Here is a 19,242-nt window from a genome sequence, read left to right on the forward strand (position 1 = left end):
TGGGCGAGGTTTCGATGGCACACGGTCGGGGGATAAGTGGCGGGGGAATAGTCTCAAGTCCTGTGCGGGGGCGGTTCGCTCCACAGACCGGCGATGCGTGGAACCGCAGTGGACAAGTATTGGGGCAACCGGCAGAAATGCTGTGAGGAGGAGGGTGGGCACAGCGTGCCGCGTCTGTTTTGTCTCGCGGGTCACAGATATCGATCGGGTTATGTGCTCGTCGTGGCCAAGTTTTTGCACGGACACAACGATGTACGGTGTACCGTCCACAGCCATTGCCAGAGCGGGTCCGACACCCTGGATTCACCTGTTCACAGCCAAAAATCGACGAAATGCACAGACCCTACCATTCGGACGGCATTCGGGTGAAAAGCGAACCCGCTATAATTCGGCCCATACATTTCTCTGATAGGTTCGTGCGCAGCTCTGCGTGCGGAATCCACCATGCTTTTTCCCACAGAATTTGACGTCATCGTCGTCGGTGGCGGTCATGCCGGCACGGAAGCCGCGCTGGCGTCCGCCCGTATGGGCGCGAAGACGCTGCTGCTGACCCACAACATCGAAACGCTCGGGCAGATGAGCTGCAATCCGTCGATCGGCGGCATTGGCAAGGGCCATCTGGTCAAGGAAGTCGACGCGCTGGGCGGCGCAATGGCCGCCGCGACGGACGAGAGCGGCATTCAGTTCCGGATCCTCAATTCGTCGAAGGGTCCGGCCGTGCGGGCGACGCGCGCGCAGGCTGACCGCATCCTGTACAAGGCGGCGATCCGCCACCGGCTCGAGAACCAGCCGAACCTGTGGCTGTTCCAGCAGGCCGTCGACGACCTGATGGTCGAAGGCGACCGCGTAGTGGGCGCCGTCACGCAGATCGGCATCCGTTTCCGCTCCCGTGCAGTCGTGCTGACCGCCGGCACGTTCCTCGACGGCAAGATCCACGTGGGCCTGAACAACTACACGGGCGGCCGTGCAGGCGATCCGGCGGCCGTGTCGCTATCGTCGCGCCTGAAGGAGCTGAAGCTGCCGCAGGGCCGCCTGAAGACGGGTACGCCGCCGCGTATCGACGGCCGGACGATCGATTTCTCGAAGCTCGACGAGCAGCCGGGCGACCTCGATCCGATCCCCGTGTTCTCGTTCCTGGGCCGCGCGGAGCAGCATCCGCAGCAACTGCCGTGCTGGGTCACGCACACGAACGAGCGCACGCACGACATCATTCGCGGCGGTCTCGACCGTTCGCCTATGTATACAGGCGTGATCGAAGGCGTTGGCCCGCGCTATTGCCCGTCGATCGAGGACAAGATCCATCGGTTCGCATCGAAGGAATCGCACCAGATCTTCCTCGAGCCGGAAGGGCTGACGACCAACGAGTTCTACCCGAACGGAATCTCGACGAGCCTGCCGTTCGACGTCCAGCTCGATCTCGTGCACTCGATGCGCGGCCTCGAGAACGCGCACATCCTTCGCCCCGGCTATGCGATCGAGTACGACTACTTCGACCCACGCGCGCTGAAGGCGTCGCTCGAGACGAAGGCGATCAACGGGCTGTTCTTTGCGGGCCAGATCAACGGCACGACCGGCTACGAAGAGGCGGCCGCACAGGGCCTGCTGGCCGGCCTGAATGCAGGCCGCTACGTGCAGGAGAAGGACGCATGGTGCCCGCGCCGTGACCAGGCTTACCTGGGCGTGCTGGTCGACGATCTCGTGACGCGCGGGGTGGCCGAGCCGTACCGGATGTTCACGAGCCGCGCCGAATATCGGCTGAGCCTGCGTGAAGATAATGCCGACATGCGTCTGACCGAGGTCGGCCGCGAACTGGGTCTCGTCGACGACGCCCGCTGGGATGCATTCAGCCGGAAGCGCGACGCTGTTTCACGTGAAACCGAACGCCTGAAGTCGACGTGGGTCACGCCGAAGACGCTGCCGCCGGAAGAGGCGACTGCGCTGCTGGGCAAGGCGATCGATCACGAGTACAGCCTCGCCGAGCTGCTGCGCCGCCCGGGCATCAGCTACGACGGCGTGTGCGGCCTGAAGGGTGGCGAATGCGGCCCTGCGGAGCCGCTGGCCGACGATCCGGTGCTGCTCGAGCAGATCAAGGAGCAGGTCGAGATCGGCATCAAGTATCAGGGCTATATCGAGCGCCAGGCATCCGAGATCGAACGCAACGACGCGAACGAAAACACGCGTTTGCCGGATGGCATCGATTACCGCGAAGTGCGTGGGCTGTCGTTCGAAGTGAGCCAGAAGCTGAACGAGTTCCGGCCGGAAACGATCGGGCAGGCGTCGCGCATCTCGGGCGTCACGCCGGCGGCGATCTCGCTGTTGATGGTGCACCTGAAGCGCCGCGGCCTCGGCCGTCGTAACGGCACGGCCGCCGAGGCAACGGAGCAGGGGGACGGTACCGTCCCGACGCAACAATGACGGCGCGTCGCGCGCCGGCGGTTAATCGGGACGTACTGGAACAGATGCTCGTCGAAGGCACGACGGCGCTTGGCCTCACGCTGACGGATGCACAACGCAACCAGCTGCTCGACTACGTCGCGCTGCTCGGCAAGTGGAACGCGGTCTACAACCTGACCGCGATCCGCGACCCGAAGCAGATGCTGATCCAGCACATCCTCGATTCGCTTTCGATCGTCCCGCATCTGCGCGGCCGTGCATCGGCACGCGTGCTTGACGTCGGCTCGGGCGGCGGGCTGCCCGGTATCGTGCTGGCAATCGTCGAGCCGGACTGGCAGGTCACGCTGAACGATATCGTGCAGAAGAAGTCTGCATTCCAGACGCAGATGCGTGCGGAGCTGAAGCTGGCGAACCTGTCGGTGGTCACCGGCCGAGTCGAATCGCTGCAGCCGGGTGTCGAAGTGCCGGAAAAATTCGACATGATCGTATCCCGCGCTTTCGCGGATCTATCCGACTTCGTTAAACTTGCTCGACATCTGGTTGCGCCGGGCGGATCGATCTGGGCAATGAAGGGCGTCCATCCGGATGACGAAATTGCGCGCTTGCCGGAAGGCAGCCGCGTGAAGCAGACGATACGGCTGGCGGTGCCGCTGCTCGATGCCGAACGGCATCTGTTCGAAGTGGCCGTCGACGACGCGATTTGAAGGCACGCGGTAGCGTGCCGTTTGTTTGAAGGTAAAGGGAACACACCAACGATGGCAAAGATCTTCTGCGTTGCGAACCAGAAGGGGGGCGTCGGCAAGACGACGACATCGGTCAATCTCGCCGCAAGCCTTGCAGCGCAGGAGCAACGAGTCCTGCTGATCGATCTCGACCCGCAGGGCAATGCGACGATGGGCAGCGGGATCGACAAGGCCTCCTGCGAAGCGACCGTGTACGAAGTGCTGGTGGACGGTGTGTCGGTGACCGACGCGCGCATCCGCCCGGACGGCGTCACCTATGACGTGCTGCCTGCGAACCGCGAGCTGTCCGGTGCCGAGATCGAACTGATCAGCATCGACAACCGCGAACGCCGGCTGAAGGCCGCGCTCGAGCACGTGGCCGACGACTACGATTTCGTGCTGATCGATTGCCCGCCGACGCTGTCGCTGCTGACGCTGAACGGGCTGTGCGCGGCGCATGGTGTCGTGATCCCGATGCAGTGCGAGTACTTCGCGCTGGAAGGGTTGTCGGACCTCGTCAACACGATCAAGCAGGTTCACGCGAACATGAACCGCGACCTGAAGATCATCGGCTTGCTGCGCGTGATGTTCGATCCGCGCATCACGCTGCAGCAGCAAGTTTCCGATCAACTGAAAGCGCACTTCGGCGACAAGGTGTTCGACGCGGTGATTCCGCGCAACGTGCGCCTGGCGGAAGCGCCGAGTTACGGGTTGCCGGGCGTCGTGTTCGACCGCAGCTCGCGCGGTGCGCAGGCCTATCTCCAGTTCGGTGCCGAGATGATCGAACGCGTGCGCGCGTTCGAGGTGTCGTGAGCCGGACATGAGCGAAGCGAGGAAGAAAGACATGAACGCGGTACCAAAGAAGAAGGGCTTGGGACGTGGCCTCGAAGCGCTGCTCGGCGGCAGTGCCGATATCACCGAAGCGGTGAAGATCGAAGGGGCGCCGAACACGCTCGCGCTCGGCAAACTGCAGGCCGGCAAGTACCAGCCGCGGACGCGGATGGACGAGGGCAGCCTGCAGGAGCTCGCGGCAAGCATCCGCGCACAGGGCGTGATGCAGCCGATCCTGGTACGGCCCATTTCGCCAGACAAATACGAAATCATCGCAGGTGAGCGGCGTTTCCGCGCGGCGCGCCTGGCCGGCCTCGATGAAGTGCCGGTACTCGTGAAGGACGTGTCCGATCAGGCTGCCGCCGCAATGGCGCTGATCGAGAACATCCAGCGCGAGGATCTGAATCCGCTTGAAGAAGCACACGGTATCCAGCGTCTGCTCGACGAGTTCGGTTTCACGCACGAACAGGCGGCTGAATCGGTCGGCCGTTCGCGCAGTGCAGTGTCGAACCTGCTGCGTCTGCTGAACCTCGCGTCGCCGGTGCAGACGATGCTGCTGGCCGGCGATCTCGACATGGGGCACGCGCGCGCGCTGCTCGCCGTCGATGCGGCGACGCAGATCACGCTCGCGCATCAGGTCGTCAACAAGCGCATGTCGGTACGCGAGACCGAGAAGCTGGTGTCGCATACGACGAAGGAAGCGCCGACCGTGAAGGCGCGCGCGAAAGACGATGGCGGCCGCGATACGCGCCGTCTCGAGGAGGAGTTGTCCGACCTGCTCGCGTCGACGGTGAAGATCAAGCTCGGCCGCCGTGGGCGTGGGCAGGTGTTGATCGACTTCGGCAATCTCGACGCGCTCGAGGGCATCCTCGTGCGGCTGCGCGGCAACGTCGCGACCGAAGAGTAACAGGTTGCCGATGGAGGAGACGGGCGCACCTGCGCCGCGCCGTTGGCTCGGATGGCTTGCGCAGGAACCGGTTCTGTCGGTGCTTGCGCTTGGCCTGATCGTGCTGCAATGGGTGCGTCCGCAACCATTTGCGATACTCGCCGGTCGCGTCGACTGGCAGACCGTCGCGACGCTCGCGGGCCTGCTGATGCTGACCAAGGCGCTCGAGTTGTCCGGCTGCCTGATGTGGCTCGCCCACCGTATCGTCCATCACGTGCATTCCGAACGCGGGCTCGCGATGCTGCTGGTCGGGTTCGCCGCGGTGCTGTCGATGTGGCTCACCAACGACGTCGCGCTGTTCGTCGTCGTGCCGTTGATGGTGTCGCTGCGTGCTCTGACACCGTTGCCGTTCCGGCGCCTCGTGATCGTCGTCGCGCTGGCCGTCAACGCGGGGTCCGTCGCGACACCGCTCGGCAATCCCCAGAATCTTTTCCTGTGGCAATTGAGCGGCGTGTCGTTCGGCCGCTTCGTGGTCACGCTCGGGCCGCTCGCGCTTGCGCTGATGGCGTTGCTGCTCGTGCTGACCGCATGCCTGTTTCGCGCGAAGCCGCTCGACCTGTCCGGCGATGCCGTCGCATTGCCCGTACAGCGCATGCATGCGCTGATCGCGGCGGTACTGTTCGCCGCGTTCGTGCTGCTCGCGGATGCGCACCATCCGCTGCCGGGCCTCGTCGGCGTCGCCATCGTGCTGCTCGCCGTCAAACGCAATGCAGTCCTAAAGATCGACTGGCTGCTGTTGCTGATCTTCGTACTGATGTTCGTCGTGCTGCGCACCGCGGCTGCGCTGCCCGTCGTGCACGACACGATTGCGAATGCGCAACTCGATTCGCCGCTGCGCGTCTATGCCGCCGGCGCGCTACTGTCACAGGCGATCAGCAATGTGCCGGCCGCGATCCTGCTGTCGGAATTCACGCACGACTGGCGTGCGCTGGCATTCGGCGTATCGGTCGGCGGCTTCGGTTTCGCGATCGGCTCGCTCGCGAACCTGATCGCGGTGCGTCTCGCGAAGGAGCCGCGCATGTGGCTGCCGTTTCATCTGGTGTCGATTCCGTTCGCGCTCGCGAGCGGGGCGCTCGGCGCGTGGCTGCTCGCGCACGGTTGAGCGAGGCCGGTGCGTGTGGCACAGGCGTACCGCCGGATTGGCGGGCAGGGCGCACAGCGTTCGGGGTGATTAGAGGTTGTTGATAAGTCCCGCAACCCACAGTCGAACTTCTGTGGCGGCGCGACAACTGATTGGACGTATCGATGCACGAGCATCCGGTCGAAATTCGCGCGTGGCGCGCGGTCGACCGGCCACAGCGTTTCGTGTGTTCCGGGCCGTCGCGCCGAGTCATTCCGGGCGACTGTTTCACTGCACGTTCCCCGCAGCGATCGTGCCACCTCTTGCGGGCCCGTATCGGGCATCGTTTCCCCGCCATTTCCCCATCGCCGGACTTTTTTCGTGCAAGAAATACCGGTGCAAGAAACCGACCTTACAACTGTCGTCGTACGTCGTCGAATCGCGCGTTTTTTCACATGATGAGGCGTCGTTTTACGCAGGTTTTTGTCGCGTCTAAAGCCTTGAATCACTTGCAACTATCGCTTACAATCGCCCGGATTTGTTAGCTAGGCACCCCTGAAAGCTTTCAGAAAGCTTGGGGTCGGGTTCAAGGACTTTGCGGAAGATTGCGATGGCGGGTCAGGCGCCGGACGACAGGCACGATGATCAGCGCACGCAACGCCCCGCTTCGGCGGCCGGCGAGTGGCGCGAATCCGACGACTGGGATGTCGAGCAGCAAGATAACAACATCGTTCCGCTTACACGGACGGAAGCCGAGAGGCTGTTCGGTCCGAACGTGAGCAAGCCCTCGCGCGTGACCCCCTACAAGGTGGTGTTCGCGCAAGTGGCCCTGTCCCTGGTTGCAACGCTGGCGTGGTGGCTGTTTTCGAAGTCGCCGGGCGCCGCTGCGCAATCCGCGTTTCTGGGCGGAGCGATTGGCTGGGTGCCCAGTGCGGTATTCGTGGCACGACTGAAGGCAGGTGGCTCGGCCACCGTGATGAGCTGGGTGATGGGCGAAGCCCTGAAACTCGCTCTGACGATCGGGATGTTCACCGCAGTGGCGTTCGGCTGGGCCGGCGTGCACTGGGTGCCGTTCCTCGTCACGTACCTCGTCGTGCTGAAGACGTACTGGATCGCGCTGGCCTGGCGGTAAAGAACAAGCAGCGTGCGGTTTCGACAACGAACCGCACCGGCCCGTTCCCGCAATAGCGTGTTGCGGAACAGGCAAAACGATTTTCGACAATTTGGGTGGCATTAACGATATGGCAGCTAGCGAAGGCACGCGCGGTCCGGATCCGTCCGAGTACATTGCGCACCACTTGCAGAATTTCTCCACCTCGCATCAGACGTCGATTTTCGACATCCACGTCTGGAATCTCGACACGCTGTTCTGGTCGATCGTGTGCGGCATCGTGACGATCCTCGTGCTGCGTCTGGCCGCCCGCAAGGCGACGTCGGGCGTGCCGGGCCGTTTCCAGTGCGCAATCGAGATGCTCGTCGAAATGGTCGAAGACCAGTCGAAGGCCATCGTCCACGGCAATCGTACCTTCATCGCGCCGCTCGCCCTCACGGTGTTCGTGTGGGTTGCGCTGATGAACTCCCTCGACTTTCTCCCGGTCGACCTGCCGGGCCGCGTGATCGGCCTGCTCGGTCTGTCGGACGTGATTTCCCACCATCGCATCGTTCCGACGGCCGACCTGAACGGCACGCTCGGCATCGCGCTCGGCGTGTTCGTCCTGATGATCTACTACAGCATCAAGATCAAGGGTGCGGGCGGCTTCGTGCACGAGCTGCTGTCGGCACCGTTCGGCGCACACCCGCTGCTGTGGATCCCGAACCTCGCGCTCAACATTGTCGAATATCTCGCGAAGACCGTCTCTCTCGGTATGCGGCTGTTCGGCAACATGTACGCGGGTGAGCTGTTGTTCCTGTTGATCGCCCTGCTCGGCAGCATGTGGAGCTTCGGTGGCGACGCAACGTTCCTCGGCTTCGTTGGTCACGTGATCGCGGGTAGCGTCTGGGCAATCTTCCACATCCTGATTGTTCTGTTGCAGGCATTCATTTTCATGATGCTGACGCTGGTGTATCTCGGCCAGGCGCACGACAAGCACTAAGCGCGGCGTGCAAGAAAGAGTTTCCGTTTTAGTTTTTTAAATCTCAGTTCCAAGTCTTTTCACAAAGGAGTGATCATGCAAGCTTACATCGCCAACATCCAGGGTCTGACCGCCATCGGTATCGGCATCATCATCGGCCTGGGTGCAATCGGCGCCTGTATCGGTATCGCGCTGATGGGTGGCAAGTACATCGAAGCCTGCGCACGTCAGCCGGAACTCATCAACCCGCTGCAAACGAAGATGTTCCTGCTGGCTGGTCTGATCGACGCTGCATTCCTGATCGGCGTTGGTGTCGCAATGCTGTTCGCGTTCGCGAACCCGCTCCTGTCGAAGCTCGCAGGCTAAGGTTCCTCGGAAATTTGCGTCCGGCGCAAGCCGGCGCAGGGCGGAACGGAGACTTGGGGCGCTGATCGAATGCAACTCGATGAGCGCCTTACCGTTTCATTTTTCCGGAATAGCAGATAAGGAAACACCGTGAATCTCAACGCAACTCTGTTTGCGCAAATGGTCGTGTTCCTGGTCCTCGCGTGGTTCACGATGAAATTCGTGTGGCCGCCGTTGATCAACGCCCTCGACGAACGTTCGAAGAAGATCGCCGACGGCCTCGCCGCCGCCGAGAAGGGCAAAGCGGAACTCGACGCAGCGCACAAGCGCGTGGACCAGGAACTCGCGCAGGCCCGCAATGACGGCCAGCAGCGCATCGCCGACGCCGAAAAGCGTGCCCAGGCGGTCGCCGAGGAAATCAAGGCCAACGCCCAGGCTGAAGCCGCCCGCATCGTCGCTCAGGCGAAGGCGGAAGCAGAACAGCAAATCGTGAAGGCGCGCGAAGCGCTGCGTGGCGAAGTCGCCTCGCTGGCCGTGAAGGGCGCCGAGCAGATCCTGAAGCGCGAAGTCGATCAAACGGCCCACGCCCAACTGCTGAATCAACTGAAAGCCGAGCTCTGATCATGGCCGAACTTGCAACCATCGCCCGCCCTTACGCAGAAGCGCTGTTCCGCGTGGCCGAGGGCGGTGACATCGCCGCCTGGTCCACGCTCGTGCAAGAGCTGGCCCAGGTTGCGCGTCTGCCGGAAGTGCTGTCGGTCGCGTCGAGCCCGAAGGTGACGCGCACGCAAGTAGCCGAGTTGCTGCTTGCTGCGGTGAAGTCGCCGCTCGGGGCTGGCGCCGAAGCGAAGAACTTCGTGCAGATGCTGGTCGACAATCATCGCATCGCGCTGCTGCCGGAAATTGCCGAGCAGTTCGAGGCGCTCAAGAACGAACGTGAAGGTGCAGCCGACGCCGAGATCGTGAGCGCGTTCCCGCTGAACGGCGCGGATCTCGACAGTCTCGTCTCGGGCCTCGAACGCAAGTTCAAGCGCAAGCTGAAACCGACGGTCGAAGTCGATTCGTCGCTGATCGGCGGCGTGCGCGTGACGGTCGGCGACGAAGTGCTCGACACCTCGGTTCGCGCGCGCCTCGCATCGATGCAGGCTGCCTTGACCGCCTGAGCGCCACGCCGGCACGCAACAGAATTGACTATCAGGAGCGAATAATGCAACTCAATCCCTCTGAGATCAGCGAGCTGATCAAGAGCCGGATCCAGGGCCTTGAAGCGAGCGCAGACGTTCGCAACCAGGGCACCGTGATCTCCGTGACCGACGGTATCGTGCGTATCCACGGCCTGTCGGACGTGATGCAGGGCGAAATGCTCGAGTTTCCGGGCAACACGTTCGGTCTCGCGCTGAACCTCGAGCGCGACTCGGTCGGCGCGGTGATTCTCGGCGAATACGAACACATCTCGGAAGGCGACATCGTCAAGACGACGGGCCGCATTCTCGAAGTCCCGGTTGGTCCGGAACTCGTCGGCCGCGTGGTCGATGCGCTCGGCAACCCGATCGACGGCAAGGGCCCGGTCAACGCCAAGCTGACCGACGCGATCGAAAAGATCGCCCCGGGCGTGATCTGGCGTAAGTCGGTGTCGCAGCCGGTGCAGACGGGCATCAAGTCGATCGACGCGATGGTGCCGATCGGCCGTGGCCAGCGTGAGCTGATCATCGGCGACCGTCAGTGCGGCAAGACCGCAGTGGCGCTCGACGCGATCATCAACCAGAAGGGCAAGGACCTGATCTGTATCTACGTCGCGATCGGCCAGAAGGCTTCGTCGATCATGAACGTGGTTCGCAAGCTCGAAGAAACGGGCGCGATGGAATACACGATCGTCGTCGCTGCTTCGGCATCGGATTCGGCTGCGATGCAGTACCTCGCACCGTACGCCGGCTGCACGATGGGCGAATACTTCCGCGACCGTGGCCAAGACGCGCTGATCATTTATGACGACTTGACCAAGCAAGCCTGGGCATACCGTCAGATCTCGCTGCTGCTGCGCCGCCCGCCGGGCCGTGAAGCGTACCCGGGCGACGTGTTCTATCTGCACTCGCGTCTGCTGGAGCGTGCGGCTCGCGTGTCGGAAGAGTACGTCGAGAAGTTCACGAACGGTGAAGTGAAGGGCAAGAGCGGTTCGCTGACGGCACTGCCGGTCATCGAAACGCAGGCTGGCGACGTGACCGCGTTCGTTCCGACGAACGTGATCTCGATTACCGACGGCCAGATCTTCCTGGAAACCGACCTGTTCAACGCAGGCATCCGCCCGGCAATCAACGCCGGCGTGTCGGTGTCGCGAGTCGGTGGCGCCGCTCAGACGAAGGTCGTGAAGAAGCTGTCGGGCGGTATCCGTACCGACCTCGCGCAGTACCGTGAACTGGCCGCATTCGCGCAGTTCGCATCGGACCTCGACGAAGCGACCCGCAAGCAGCTCGAGCGCGGCCGCCGCGTGACGGAACTGCTGAAGCAGCCGCAGTACCAGCCGCTGCAGGTCTGGGAACTGGCCGTGTCGCTGTACGCCGCGAACAACGGCTACCTCGACGACCTCGACGTCAAGCAAGTGCTGTCGTTCGAGAAGGGCCTGCGCGAAAACCTGAAGACCAGCCACGCTGACCTCATCAAGCGCATCGAAGACACCAAGGATCTCTCGAAGGACGACGAAGGCGCACTGCGCTCGGCGATCGAATCCTTCAAGAAGTCCGGTGCCTATTGATCCGCGAGTGACACACTGAGGCCGCGCGGGTGCTGAGGCGCCCGCGCCGCTTCGGTGAGCGATGCATGAGCCCCGAGTAAGCGCTAAAGCGCTAACTCGGGGCGCAAAGGAGCAAGCTATGGCTGGAATGAAGGAAATTCGCGGCAAGATCAAGAGCGTGCAGAACACGCGCAAGATCACGAAGGCGATGGAGATGGTGGCCGCATCGAAGATGCGTCGCGCGCAGGAACGCATGCGCGCCGCTCGTCCGTATGCAGACAAGGTCCGTGCCATCGCCGCGCACATGAGCCGTGCGAACCCGGAGTACCGCCACCCGTTCATGGTGGCAAACGACGGCGCGAACACGGCCGGCATCATTCTCGTCACGACGGACAAGGGTCTGTGCGGCGGTTTGAACACCAACGTGCTGCGTGCGACGATTCAGAAGTTCAAGGAGCTGGAAGAGAAGGGCCAGAAGGTCGAAGCCACCGCGATCGGTAGCAAGGGCCTCGGGTTCCTGAACCGCTTCGGCGCGAAGGTGCTGTCGCAGGTCGTGCACCTCGGCGACACCCCGCATCTGGACAAGCTGATCGGCGCCGTGAAGACGCAGCTCGATCTGTACTCGGAAGGCAAGCTGTCGGCGGTTTATATCGCTTACACGCGCTTCGTCAACACGATGAAGCAGGAAGCCGTGATCGAGCAGCTGTTGCCGCTGTCGTCGGAACACTTCGAAGCCGATGACGGTACGCCGGCCACGTCGTGGGACTACATCTACGAGCCGGACGCGCAGGCAGTCGTCGACGAACTGCTCGTGCGTTACGTCGAGGCGCTGGTGTACCAGGCCGTCGCGGAAAACATGGCGTCCGAGCAATCGGCGCGCATGGTCGCGATGAAGGCCGCGTCCGACAACGCGAAGACGGTGATCAGCGAACTGCAGCTCGTGTACAACAAGAGCCGTCAGGCCGCGATCACGAAAGAACTGTCGGAGATCGTCGGCGGCGCAGCCGCTGTTTAAGCGCGCGCCCGGGACGACAACTGCGCCTTTGCGCGAGTAAAGAATCAGGTATTTAAAGGAAAAGCGATGAGTACTGCTGCTTTGGTAGAAGGCAAGATCGTACAGTGCATCGGCGCCGTTATCGACGTGGAATTCCCGCGCGACAGCATGCCGAAGATCTACGACGCGCTTATTCTCGATGGCTCGGAACTGACGCTCGAAGTCCAGCAGCAGCTGGGCGACGGCGTGGTCCGTACCATTTGTCTGGGTGCATCCGACGGCCTGCGCCGCGGCCTGACCGTGAAGAACACGGCAAAGCCGATCTCGGTGCCGGTCGGCAAGCCGACCCTCGGCCGGATCATGGACGTCCTCGGCCGTCCGATCGATGAAGCGGGCCCGATCGAAAGCGATGTGACGCGTTCGATCCACCAGAAGGCTCCGGCGTTCGACGAACTGTCGCCGTCGACCGAACTGCTCGAAACGGGTATCAAGGTTATCGACCTGATCTGCCCGTTCGCAAAGGGCGGCAAGGTTGGCCTGTTCGGCGGTGCTGGCGTGGGCAAGACCGTCAACATGATGGAGCTCATCAACAACATCGCGAAGGAACACGGCGGTTACTCCGTGTTCGCGGGCGTGGGCGAGCGTACCCGTGAAGGGAACGACTTCTATCACGAAATGAAGGACTCGAACGTCCTCGACAAGGTCGCGCTGGTGTACGGCCAGATGAACGAGCCGCCGGGCAACCGTCTGCGCGTCGCGCTGACCGGCCTGACGATGGCCGAGCACTTCCGTGACGAAGGCCTCGACGTGCTGTTCTTCGTCGACAACATCTACCGTTTCACGCTGGCCGGTACCGAAGTGTCGGCACTGCTCGGCCGTATGCCGTCGGCAGTGGGCTATCAGCCGACGCTGGCTGAAGAAATGGGCAAGCTGCAAGAGCGCATCACGTCGACCAAGAAGGGCTCGATTACGTCGGTTCAGGCCGTGTACGTCCCTGCGGATGACTTGACCGACCCGTCGCCGGCTACGACCTTCGGCCACCTGGACGCAACCGTCGTTCTGTCGCGTGACATCGCTTCGCTGGGTATCTACCCGGCGGTCGACCCGCTCGACTCGACGTCGCGCCAGATCGACCCGAACGTGATCGGCGAAGAGCACTACTCGATCACCCGTCGCGTTCAGCAGACGCTGCAGCGCTACAAGGAACTGCGCGACATCATCGCGATTCTGGGCATGGACGAACTGTCGCCGGAAGACAAGCTGTCGGTCGCGCGCGCACGTAAGATCCAGCGTTTCCTGTCGCAGCCGTTCCACGTTGCTGAAGTGTTCACGGGCTCGCCGGGCAAGTACGTGCCGCTGAAGGAAACGATCCGCGGCTTCAAGATGATCGTCGACGGCGAGTGCGACCACCTGCCGGAACAGGCGTTCTACATGGTCGGCACGATCGACGAAGCCTTCGAAAAGGCCAAGAAGATCCAGTAAGGGTCACGGGATCGGAGTAAGCGCTGAAGCGCTTGCTCCCGTCGACCGCCGCAGGGCAAGAGTAAGCGCCGAAGCGCTAACGCTTGCCAACTGCGGCATGGGGCGGGAGCAAGTGCCAAAGCACTCACTCCCGCCGACAGGAGTCCATATGGCAACCATCAAAGTAGACGTCGTCAGCGCGGAAGAGCAGATCTTCTCGGGCGAGGCGAAATTCGTCGCGCTGCCGGGCGAAACGGGTGAGCTGGGTATTCTGCCGGGCCACACGCCGCTGATCACGCGGATTCGTCCGGGTGCGGTGCGCATCGAAGTCGAGGGCGGCAACGACGAATTCGTGTTCGTCGCGGGCGGCATTCTCGAAGTGCAGCCGGGCGCCGTGACGGTGCTCGCCGATACCGCGATCCGCGGCAAGGACCTCGACGCGGCGAAAGCCGAGGAAGCGCGCAAGCGTGCCGAGGAAACGCTGCAGAACGCGAAGTCGGATCTCGACCTCGCGAAGGCGCAATCCGAGCTCGCGACCGCGATGGCGCAGCTCGAAGCGATCCAGCGTCTGGCGAAGATCCGCAGCCGGCACTAAGCCGCGCCGCGTATCCCGCGAAAGAAAGCAGCCTTCGGGCTGCTTTTTTTTCGTCTGCGGATTGCGGGCCGGATCATTGCGTCCGGTCGTGCTATTTCATCCGTCCGCCGCGAATTGATGTCAGAGTGTCGTCAGCGGAGCGCGGCATCATCCGCGGTGAGGCTGTCCGTCGCGATCAGGCGGCGGAGGCGGGCGCAGCAGGCGCGCGCGGGCCGATCAGACAAAAAAGGACGGAGACATTCATGGCAGCAGACCTTGGCGTGGGCGCGCTGATCGCGCCCGAGAACGGCTTGTCGTACGTGCGTGGCGCGACCGACGTGCCGCTATCCGAAGCGACGATCGGCCGGTTCCTGCTCGACACGGCCGGCCGCTTTCCGGATCGTCCGGCCGTCGTGTTCCGCGAACAGCAGGTGCGCTGGACCTGGCGCGAGTTCGCGAACGAGATCGACGTGCTCGCGGCCGGGCTGGCCGCGCTCGGCATCGTGAAGGGCGACCGCGTCGGCATCTGGTCGCCGAATCGCAGCGAATGGCTGCTCACGCAGTTCGCGACCGCGCGGATCGGCGCGGTGCTCGTGAACCTGAATCCGGCCTACCGGCTCGCCGAGCTCGAATACGCGCTGAACAAGGTCGGCTGCAAGGCCGTGATCACGGCCGAACGCTTCAAGTCGTCGGCCTACGTCGAAATGCTGCAGACCATCGCGCCGGAGCTGGCGGGCGCGACGCCGGGCGACCTGCATGCGGCACGCGTGCCGAGCCTGCGCACGGTCGTGTCGATGGGCGACGTCGCGCCGGCCGGCATGTTCCGCTTCGCGGACGTGATGACGCGCGGCCGCCAGGCGGTCGATCCCGCGTTGCTCGATGCGATCGGCGCGACGCTCACGGCCAACGACCCGATCAACATCCAGTTCACGAGCGGCACGACGGGCAGCCCGAAGGGCGCGACGCTCACGCACCGCAACGTCGTCAACAACGGGCGCTCGATCGCGACCGCGATGCGCTTCACCGAGCAGGACACGCTGTGCATTCCCGTGCCGCTGTATCACTGCTTCGGGATGGTGCTGGCCGTGCTCGCGTGCGTGTCGAAGGGCGCGGCGATGGTGTTCCCGGGCGAGGCGTTCGACCCGGTCGCCACGCTCGCGGCCGTGGCCGGCGAGCGCTGCACCGCGCTGCACGGCGTACCGACGATGTTCATCGCGGAGCTCGATCATCCGGAGTTTTCGAAGTTCGACCTGTCGACGCTGCGCACCGGGATCATGGCCGGTTCGCCGTGCCCGATCGAGACGATGAAGCGCGTCGTGTCGCAGATGCATCTGTCGGAGATCACGATCGCGTACGGGATGACGGAGACGAGCCCCGTGTCGTTCCAGAGTTCGACCGACGATCCGCTCGAGAAGCGCACGACGACGGTCGGCCGCATCCAGCCGCACCTGGAAGTGAAGATCGTCGATGCGAGCGGCGACATCGCACCGGTCGGCGCGACGGGCGAGCTGTGCACGAAGGGCTATTCGGTGATGCTCGGCTACTGGGACGACGACGCGAAGACGCGCGAGGTGCTGGTCGACGGCTGGATGCACACCGGCGACCTCGCGACGCTCGATGCGGACGGCTACTGCAACATCGTCGGCCGCCTGAAGGACATGGTGATTCGCGGCGGCGAAAACGTCTATCCGCGCGAGATCGAGGAATTCCTGTTCCGGCATCCGAAGATCCAGAGTGCGCAGGTCTTCGGCGTGCCCGATGCGAAGTACGGCGAGGAGCTGTGCGCGTGGATCGTGCTGCGCGCGGACGAGCAGATGACCGAAGACGACGTGCGCGCGTTTTGCAGCGGGCAGATCGCGCACTACAAGATTCCGCGCTACATCCGCTTCGTCGACGAGTTGCCGATGACGGTGACGGGCAAGGTGCAGAAGTTCGTGATGCGCGACCGGATGATCGAGGAGCTGAAGCTCGACGTGCAGAAGACCGCTTGAAGCGGCATTGCGGCGGGAAAAACGTGGCGGCCTGCGGGCCGTTACGCTTTCGATGGACGAAAAAAAGCGGGCTTATTAGCCCGCTAAAAACCACACGCTACGGGGTTAGCGCGAGGAGACCAAAGATGAAACCGGATCCGGCGGGGGGCCGGAAACGACTCCAACAGGGATGCCCCTCGGAAGGGCTTCGGTACGTGACCGACTGGCTCGCAGCGCTTCGCGTCCGCTCACACTTGGCACACGAGACCGCATCCGTGTTGAAACCGTTGAGGCCATTGTGGGCGAATTAATGACCCGTCGCGGTAACAAAGTGTTTCAGGTTGTAACGCCCGCCAGATAAGGCTTTCCGGGATTTTTTGCTGTTTTCGGGATCCTGAAAAAGGTCATTTTTACTCATATTTTCCGCAGCGTTTTCAGGGTATGCGCGCGATGCGTTTTTCATGCGTATCGGGCGCGATGAATTGCCGATTTTCACGCGAGAAAGTGCGCGGCATGACCGATACCGTGCATGGCGATTCATTCGTCAGAAAGATTTTGAAACGTGATCGGACTGCGCGGAAGTCGGCCGATCGGCCGATTCGGTGGTCTGGAGCCGGTTGCGGGCTGCGGTGGCGCGATGGCGAGATGTAACGGCGGCGCAAACGCAGCCGTCGCGTGACGATTGCGGCCCGCGGCGGCCACGGGGTCGGTGCCCGTTATCGGCTGCCGCGCGCGGGCCTGCTTACTTCAGCCACTTGTCCGAGATCGCCCGGTATTCGCCGGTCGACAGCGCGAGATGGAGCCACTGGTCGACGTATTGCTGGAACACGACATCGCCGCGCGGCACCATGTACGCCTTCTCGCCGAACTGGAACGGCTTGTCCGGATGCACCGAGCACAGCCCCGGATTCAGCTTTTGCTGCAGCTGCGTCTCGGATGCATCCGTCACCATCACGTCGGCCTTGCCCGCGAGGATCTGCTTGAAGATCGTCACGTTGTCCGGATAGACGGTCAGGTTCGCATGCGTGAAGAACTGCTTCGCGAACCGCTCGTTGGTGCCGCCCGGATTCACGATCACACGCGTCTCGGGCCGGTCGATCTGTGCGATGGTCTGGTACTTGTCGGCGTCCGCGCAGCGCACGATCGGCGTCTTGCCGTCGACGACGTACGGCTGCGTGAAGAACACGCGCTTCTGGCGCTCGAGCGTCGTCGACACGCCGCCCACCGCGATGTCACATTTCGCGACGAAATCGGCGGTCAGGTTCGGCCAGCTCGTCTTCACGAAGTCGGTTTTCACGCCGAGCGACTTCGCGAGCGATTCGGCCATGTCGATGTCGATGCCCTCGAAACGGCTATCCGGGCGGTAGTACGAATACGGCTTGTAGTCGCCCGTCGTGCACACGCGCAGCGTGCCGCGTGCGAGCACGTCGTCGAGTCGCGAACCGGCGCCCGGCGCGGCCGTGGCGGCGCCCGCGGCGGTCTGCGCGTGCGCGGTGGCGCAGCAGAGCAGCGCGGCCGCGGCGAGCGTGGCGAGTGTCTTCATCGGTCTCCTCCTTCGTTTCGTTCGATATGAGCGTCCGATCATAACGGAGCCATCGCGCGCGTCATATGGCCGCCATCGCGTCGGCATGCGCAGCCTGAGGGCGGCAGTCCGGTAAAATGCCGCTTTGCCTTCGCATCGTCGCTCCTACCGTGGCCCATAACCTGCTCAACGACACCTTCCTGCGTGCGCTTCTGCGCGAGCCGACCGACTACACGCCGATCTGGCTGATGCGCCAGGCCGGCCGCTACCTGCCCGAATACAACGCGACGCGTGCGCGCGCCGGCAGCTTCCTCGGTCTCGCGAAGAATCCCGACTACGCGACCGAGGTGACGCTGCAGCCGCTCGAGCGCTTCCCGCTCGACGCCGCGATCCTGTTCTCGGACATCCTGACGATTCCGGACGCGATGGGGCTCGGCCTCGATTTCCAGGTCGGCGAAGGGCCGAAGTTCGCGCATCCGGTGCGCACCGAGGCCGACGTCGCGAAGCTCGCGGTGCCGGACATCGAGGAGACGCTCGGCTACGTGACGGGCGCCGTGCGCGAGATCCGCCGCGCACTCACCGACGGCCAGGGTCGCCAGCGCGTGCCGCTGATCGGCTTTTCGGGCAGCCCGTGGACGCTCGCGTGCTACATGGTCGAAGGCGGCGGGTCGGACGATTTCCGCACGGTGAAGTCGATGGCGTATTCGCGCCCCGACCTGATGCACCGGATCCTCGACGTGAACGCGCAGTCGGTGGCGGCGTACCTGAACGCGCAGATCGAAGCGGGCGCGCAGGCCGTGATGATCTTCGACACGTGGGGCGGCGCGCTGGCCGACGGCGCGTACCAGCGCTTCTCGCTCGACTACATCCGCCGCGTGGTGTCGCAGCTCAAGCGCGAGCACGACGGCGAGCGCGTGCCGGTGATCACGTTCACGAAGGGCGGCGGGCTGTGGCTCGAAGAGATCGCGGCGACGGGCGTCGACGCGGTCGGGCTCGACTGGACCGTCAACCTCGGCGCCGCGCGCGAGCGCGTGGCCGGGAGTGTCGCGCTGCAGGGCAACCTCGACCCGACGATCCTGTTTGCGCCGCCGGCCGCGGTGCGCGAACAGGCGCGTGCGGTGCTCGACAGCTACGGCAACCATCCGGGCCACGTATTCAACCTCGGGCATGGCATCTCGCAGTTCACGTCGCCCGATCACGTCGCCGAACTCGTCGACGAAGTACATAGCCACAGCCGCGCGATCCGTAGCGGCGCCGCCGGCTGAACGCAAGCGCTGTCATGCTGCATTGCGGGGTGACAGCGTTTCGTTGCGCGCACTAAACAGGGCGCAACCCCGCACCGGTTGCCGATTCGGTGCTTGTCAAGACTTGACTTATACACATTTTCCACGTTGCAGCGCGGTAGAGCCCCGTATCGGTCAAATTGTCTCGCTATGGTTTGGTAATTTGAATAGCAGCCTTATGGAATAAGGCTCCGCGGGGCGCTGCAGCAAGCGGCGAAAAACAGCGGAAAGCACGGCCCCGCGCGCGTTGCGGCCATTGGGCGGCGAGTTCTCAACAAAGTTATCCACAGGCTGGGCAGGGTATACGGCGATTCCTAATGCGAATCCAAAACTTAGCGCC

General features: G+C 63.5%; 18 protein-coding genes. 16 read left to right on the forward strand and 2 right to left on the reverse strand.

The features are described 5' to 3' along the window. The first annotated feature begins 444 nt into the window (after positions 1-444). The 15 genes from mnmG to OHZ10_RS00570 all read left to right on the forward strand — a co-directional run bounded on the left by mnmG (position 445) and on the right by OHZ10_RS00570 (position 16,118). A complete protein-coding gene (gene mnmG / locus OHZ10_RS00500) occupies positions 445-2,415 on the forward strand; it encodes a tRNA uridine-5-carboxymethylaminomethyl(34) synthesis enzyme MnmG (RefSeq protein ID WP_340623681.1) in 1,971 nt (656 codons plus the stop codon). Next, complete coding sequence (gene rsmG, locus OHZ10_RS00505) at positions 2,412-3,098, forward strand: 16S rRNA (guanine(527)-N(7))-methyltransferase RsmG (protein ID WP_059232799.1); 687 nt, start codon at positions 2,412-2,414, stop codon at positions 3,096-3,098. The genes mnmG and rsmG overlap by 4 nt, the downstream gene beginning before the upstream one ends. A gap of 51 nt (positions 3,099-3,149) precedes the next feature. Continuing rightward, positions 3,150-3,929: a ParA family protein gene (locus OHZ10_RS00510; protein WP_059232798.1), complete on the forward strand. Its 780-nt coding sequence runs from the start codon at positions 3,150-3,152 to the stop codon at positions 3,927-3,929. A 31-nt stretch (positions 3,930-3,960) separates the two neighbouring features. After that, positions 3,961-4,854: a ParB/RepB/Spo0J family partition protein gene (locus tag OHZ10_RS00515; RefSeq protein WP_342703331.1), complete on the forward strand. Its 894-nt coding sequence runs from the start codon at positions 3,961-3,963 to the stop codon at positions 4,852-4,854. A 10-nt stretch (positions 4,855-4,864) separates the two neighbouring features. Next, positions 4,865-5,995, forward strand: coding sequence for an SLC13 family permease (locus tag OHZ10_RS00520; protein WP_059232797.1), 1,131 nt, complete (start codon positions 4,865-4,867; stop codon positions 5,993-5,995). A 568-nt stretch (positions 5,996-6,563) separates the two neighbouring features. Further along, positions 6,564-7,085: an ATP synthase subunit I gene (locus tag OHZ10_RS00525; RefSeq protein WP_059236535.1), complete on the forward strand. Its 522-nt coding sequence runs from the start codon at positions 6,564-6,566 to the stop codon at positions 7,083-7,085. Positions 7,086-7,194: 109 nt separating this feature from the next. Further along, positions 7,195-8,046 (forward strand): F0F1 ATP synthase subunit A, encoded by an 852-nt coding sequence (gene atpB, locus OHZ10_RS00530; protein ID WP_011350522.1) that lies wholly within the window; start codon positions 7,195-7,197, stop codon positions 8,044-8,046. A gap of 75 nt (positions 8,047-8,121) precedes the next feature. Further along, complete coding sequence (gene atpE / locus OHZ10_RS00535; protein WP_006482730.1) at positions 8,122-8,391, forward strand: F0F1 ATP synthase subunit C; 270 nt, start codon at positions 8,122-8,124, stop codon at positions 8,389-8,391. Positions 8,392-8,520: 129 nt separating this feature from the next. Further along, positions 8,521-8,991, forward strand: coding sequence for a F0F1 ATP synthase subunit B (locus OHZ10_RS00540; protein WP_006751767.1), 471 nt, complete (start codon positions 8,521-8,523; stop codon positions 8,989-8,991). A 2-nt stretch (positions 8,992-8,993) separates the two neighbouring features. Then, complete coding sequence (locus OHZ10_RS00545; protein WP_059232796.1) at positions 8,994-9,533, forward strand: F0F1 ATP synthase subunit delta; 540 nt, start codon at positions 8,994-8,996, stop codon at positions 9,531-9,533. A 44-nt stretch (positions 9,534-9,577) separates the two neighbouring features. Continuing rightward, positions 9,578-11,119 carry a F0F1 ATP synthase subunit alpha gene (gene atpA, locus OHZ10_RS00550; RefSeq protein WP_021160444.1) on the forward strand — a complete coding sequence of 514 codons (1,542 nt, stop codon included), beginning with the start codon at positions 9,578-9,580 and terminating at the stop codon, positions 11,117-11,119. 118 nt (positions 11,120-11,237) lie between these two features. Then, on the forward strand, positions 11,238-12,113 hold the full coding sequence (atpG, locus tag OHZ10_RS00555; protein ID WP_059232795.1) for a F0F1 ATP synthase subunit gamma: 876 nt from the start codon (positions 11,238-11,240) through the stop codon (positions 12,111-12,113). Between the two features lie 66 nt (positions 12,114-12,179). After that, entirely contained in the window at positions 12,180-13,574 is a 1,395-nt protein-coding gene (gene atpD, locus OHZ10_RS00560; RefSeq protein ID WP_006477287.1) for a F0F1 ATP synthase subunit beta, read from the forward strand. Between the two features lie 148 nt (positions 13,575-13,722). Beyond that, on the forward strand, positions 13,723-14,148 hold the full coding sequence (locus OHZ10_RS00565) for a F0F1 ATP synthase subunit epsilon (RefSeq protein ID WP_006477288.1): 426 nt from the start codon (positions 13,723-13,725) through the stop codon (positions 14,146-14,148). 242 nt (positions 14,149-14,390) lie between these two features. Next, complete coding sequence (locus OHZ10_RS00570; RefSeq protein ID WP_342703335.1) at positions 14,391-16,118, forward strand: AMP-binding protein; 1,728 nt, start codon at positions 14,391-14,393, stop codon at positions 16,116-16,118. Between the two features lie 286 nt (positions 16,119-16,404). Here the strand turns inward: OHZ10_RS00570 and OHZ10_RS00575 are convergent, their stop codons facing one another. Beyond that, positions 16,405-16,560, reverse strand: coding sequence for a hypothetical protein (locus OHZ10_RS00575; protein WP_342703336.1), 156 nt, complete (start codon positions 16,558-16,560; stop codon positions 16,405-16,407). Positions 16,561-16,839: 279 nt separating this feature from the next. Further along, positions 16,840-17,640 (reverse strand): transporter substrate-binding domain-containing protein, encoded by an 801-nt coding sequence (locus OHZ10_RS00580; protein WP_342703337.1) that lies wholly within the window; start codon positions 17,638-17,640, stop codon positions 16,840-16,842. A gap of 149 nt (positions 17,641-17,789) precedes the next feature. Here OHZ10_RS00580 and hemE point away from each other — a divergent pair, with 149 nt between their 5' ends. Then, positions 17,790-18,884 carry a uroporphyrinogen decarboxylase gene (gene hemE, locus OHZ10_RS00585; protein ID WP_319002396.1) on the forward strand — a complete coding sequence of 365 codons (1,095 nt, stop codon included), beginning with the start codon at positions 17,790-17,792 and terminating at the stop codon, positions 18,882-18,884. Positions 18,885-19,242 lie beyond the last annotated feature (358 nt).

Origin of the sequence: Burkholderia arboris (assembly GCF_038723655.1) — a bacterium.
GTDB lineage: Bacteria > Pseudomonadota > Gammaproteobacteria > Burkholderiales > Burkholderiaceae > Burkholderia > Burkholderia arboris.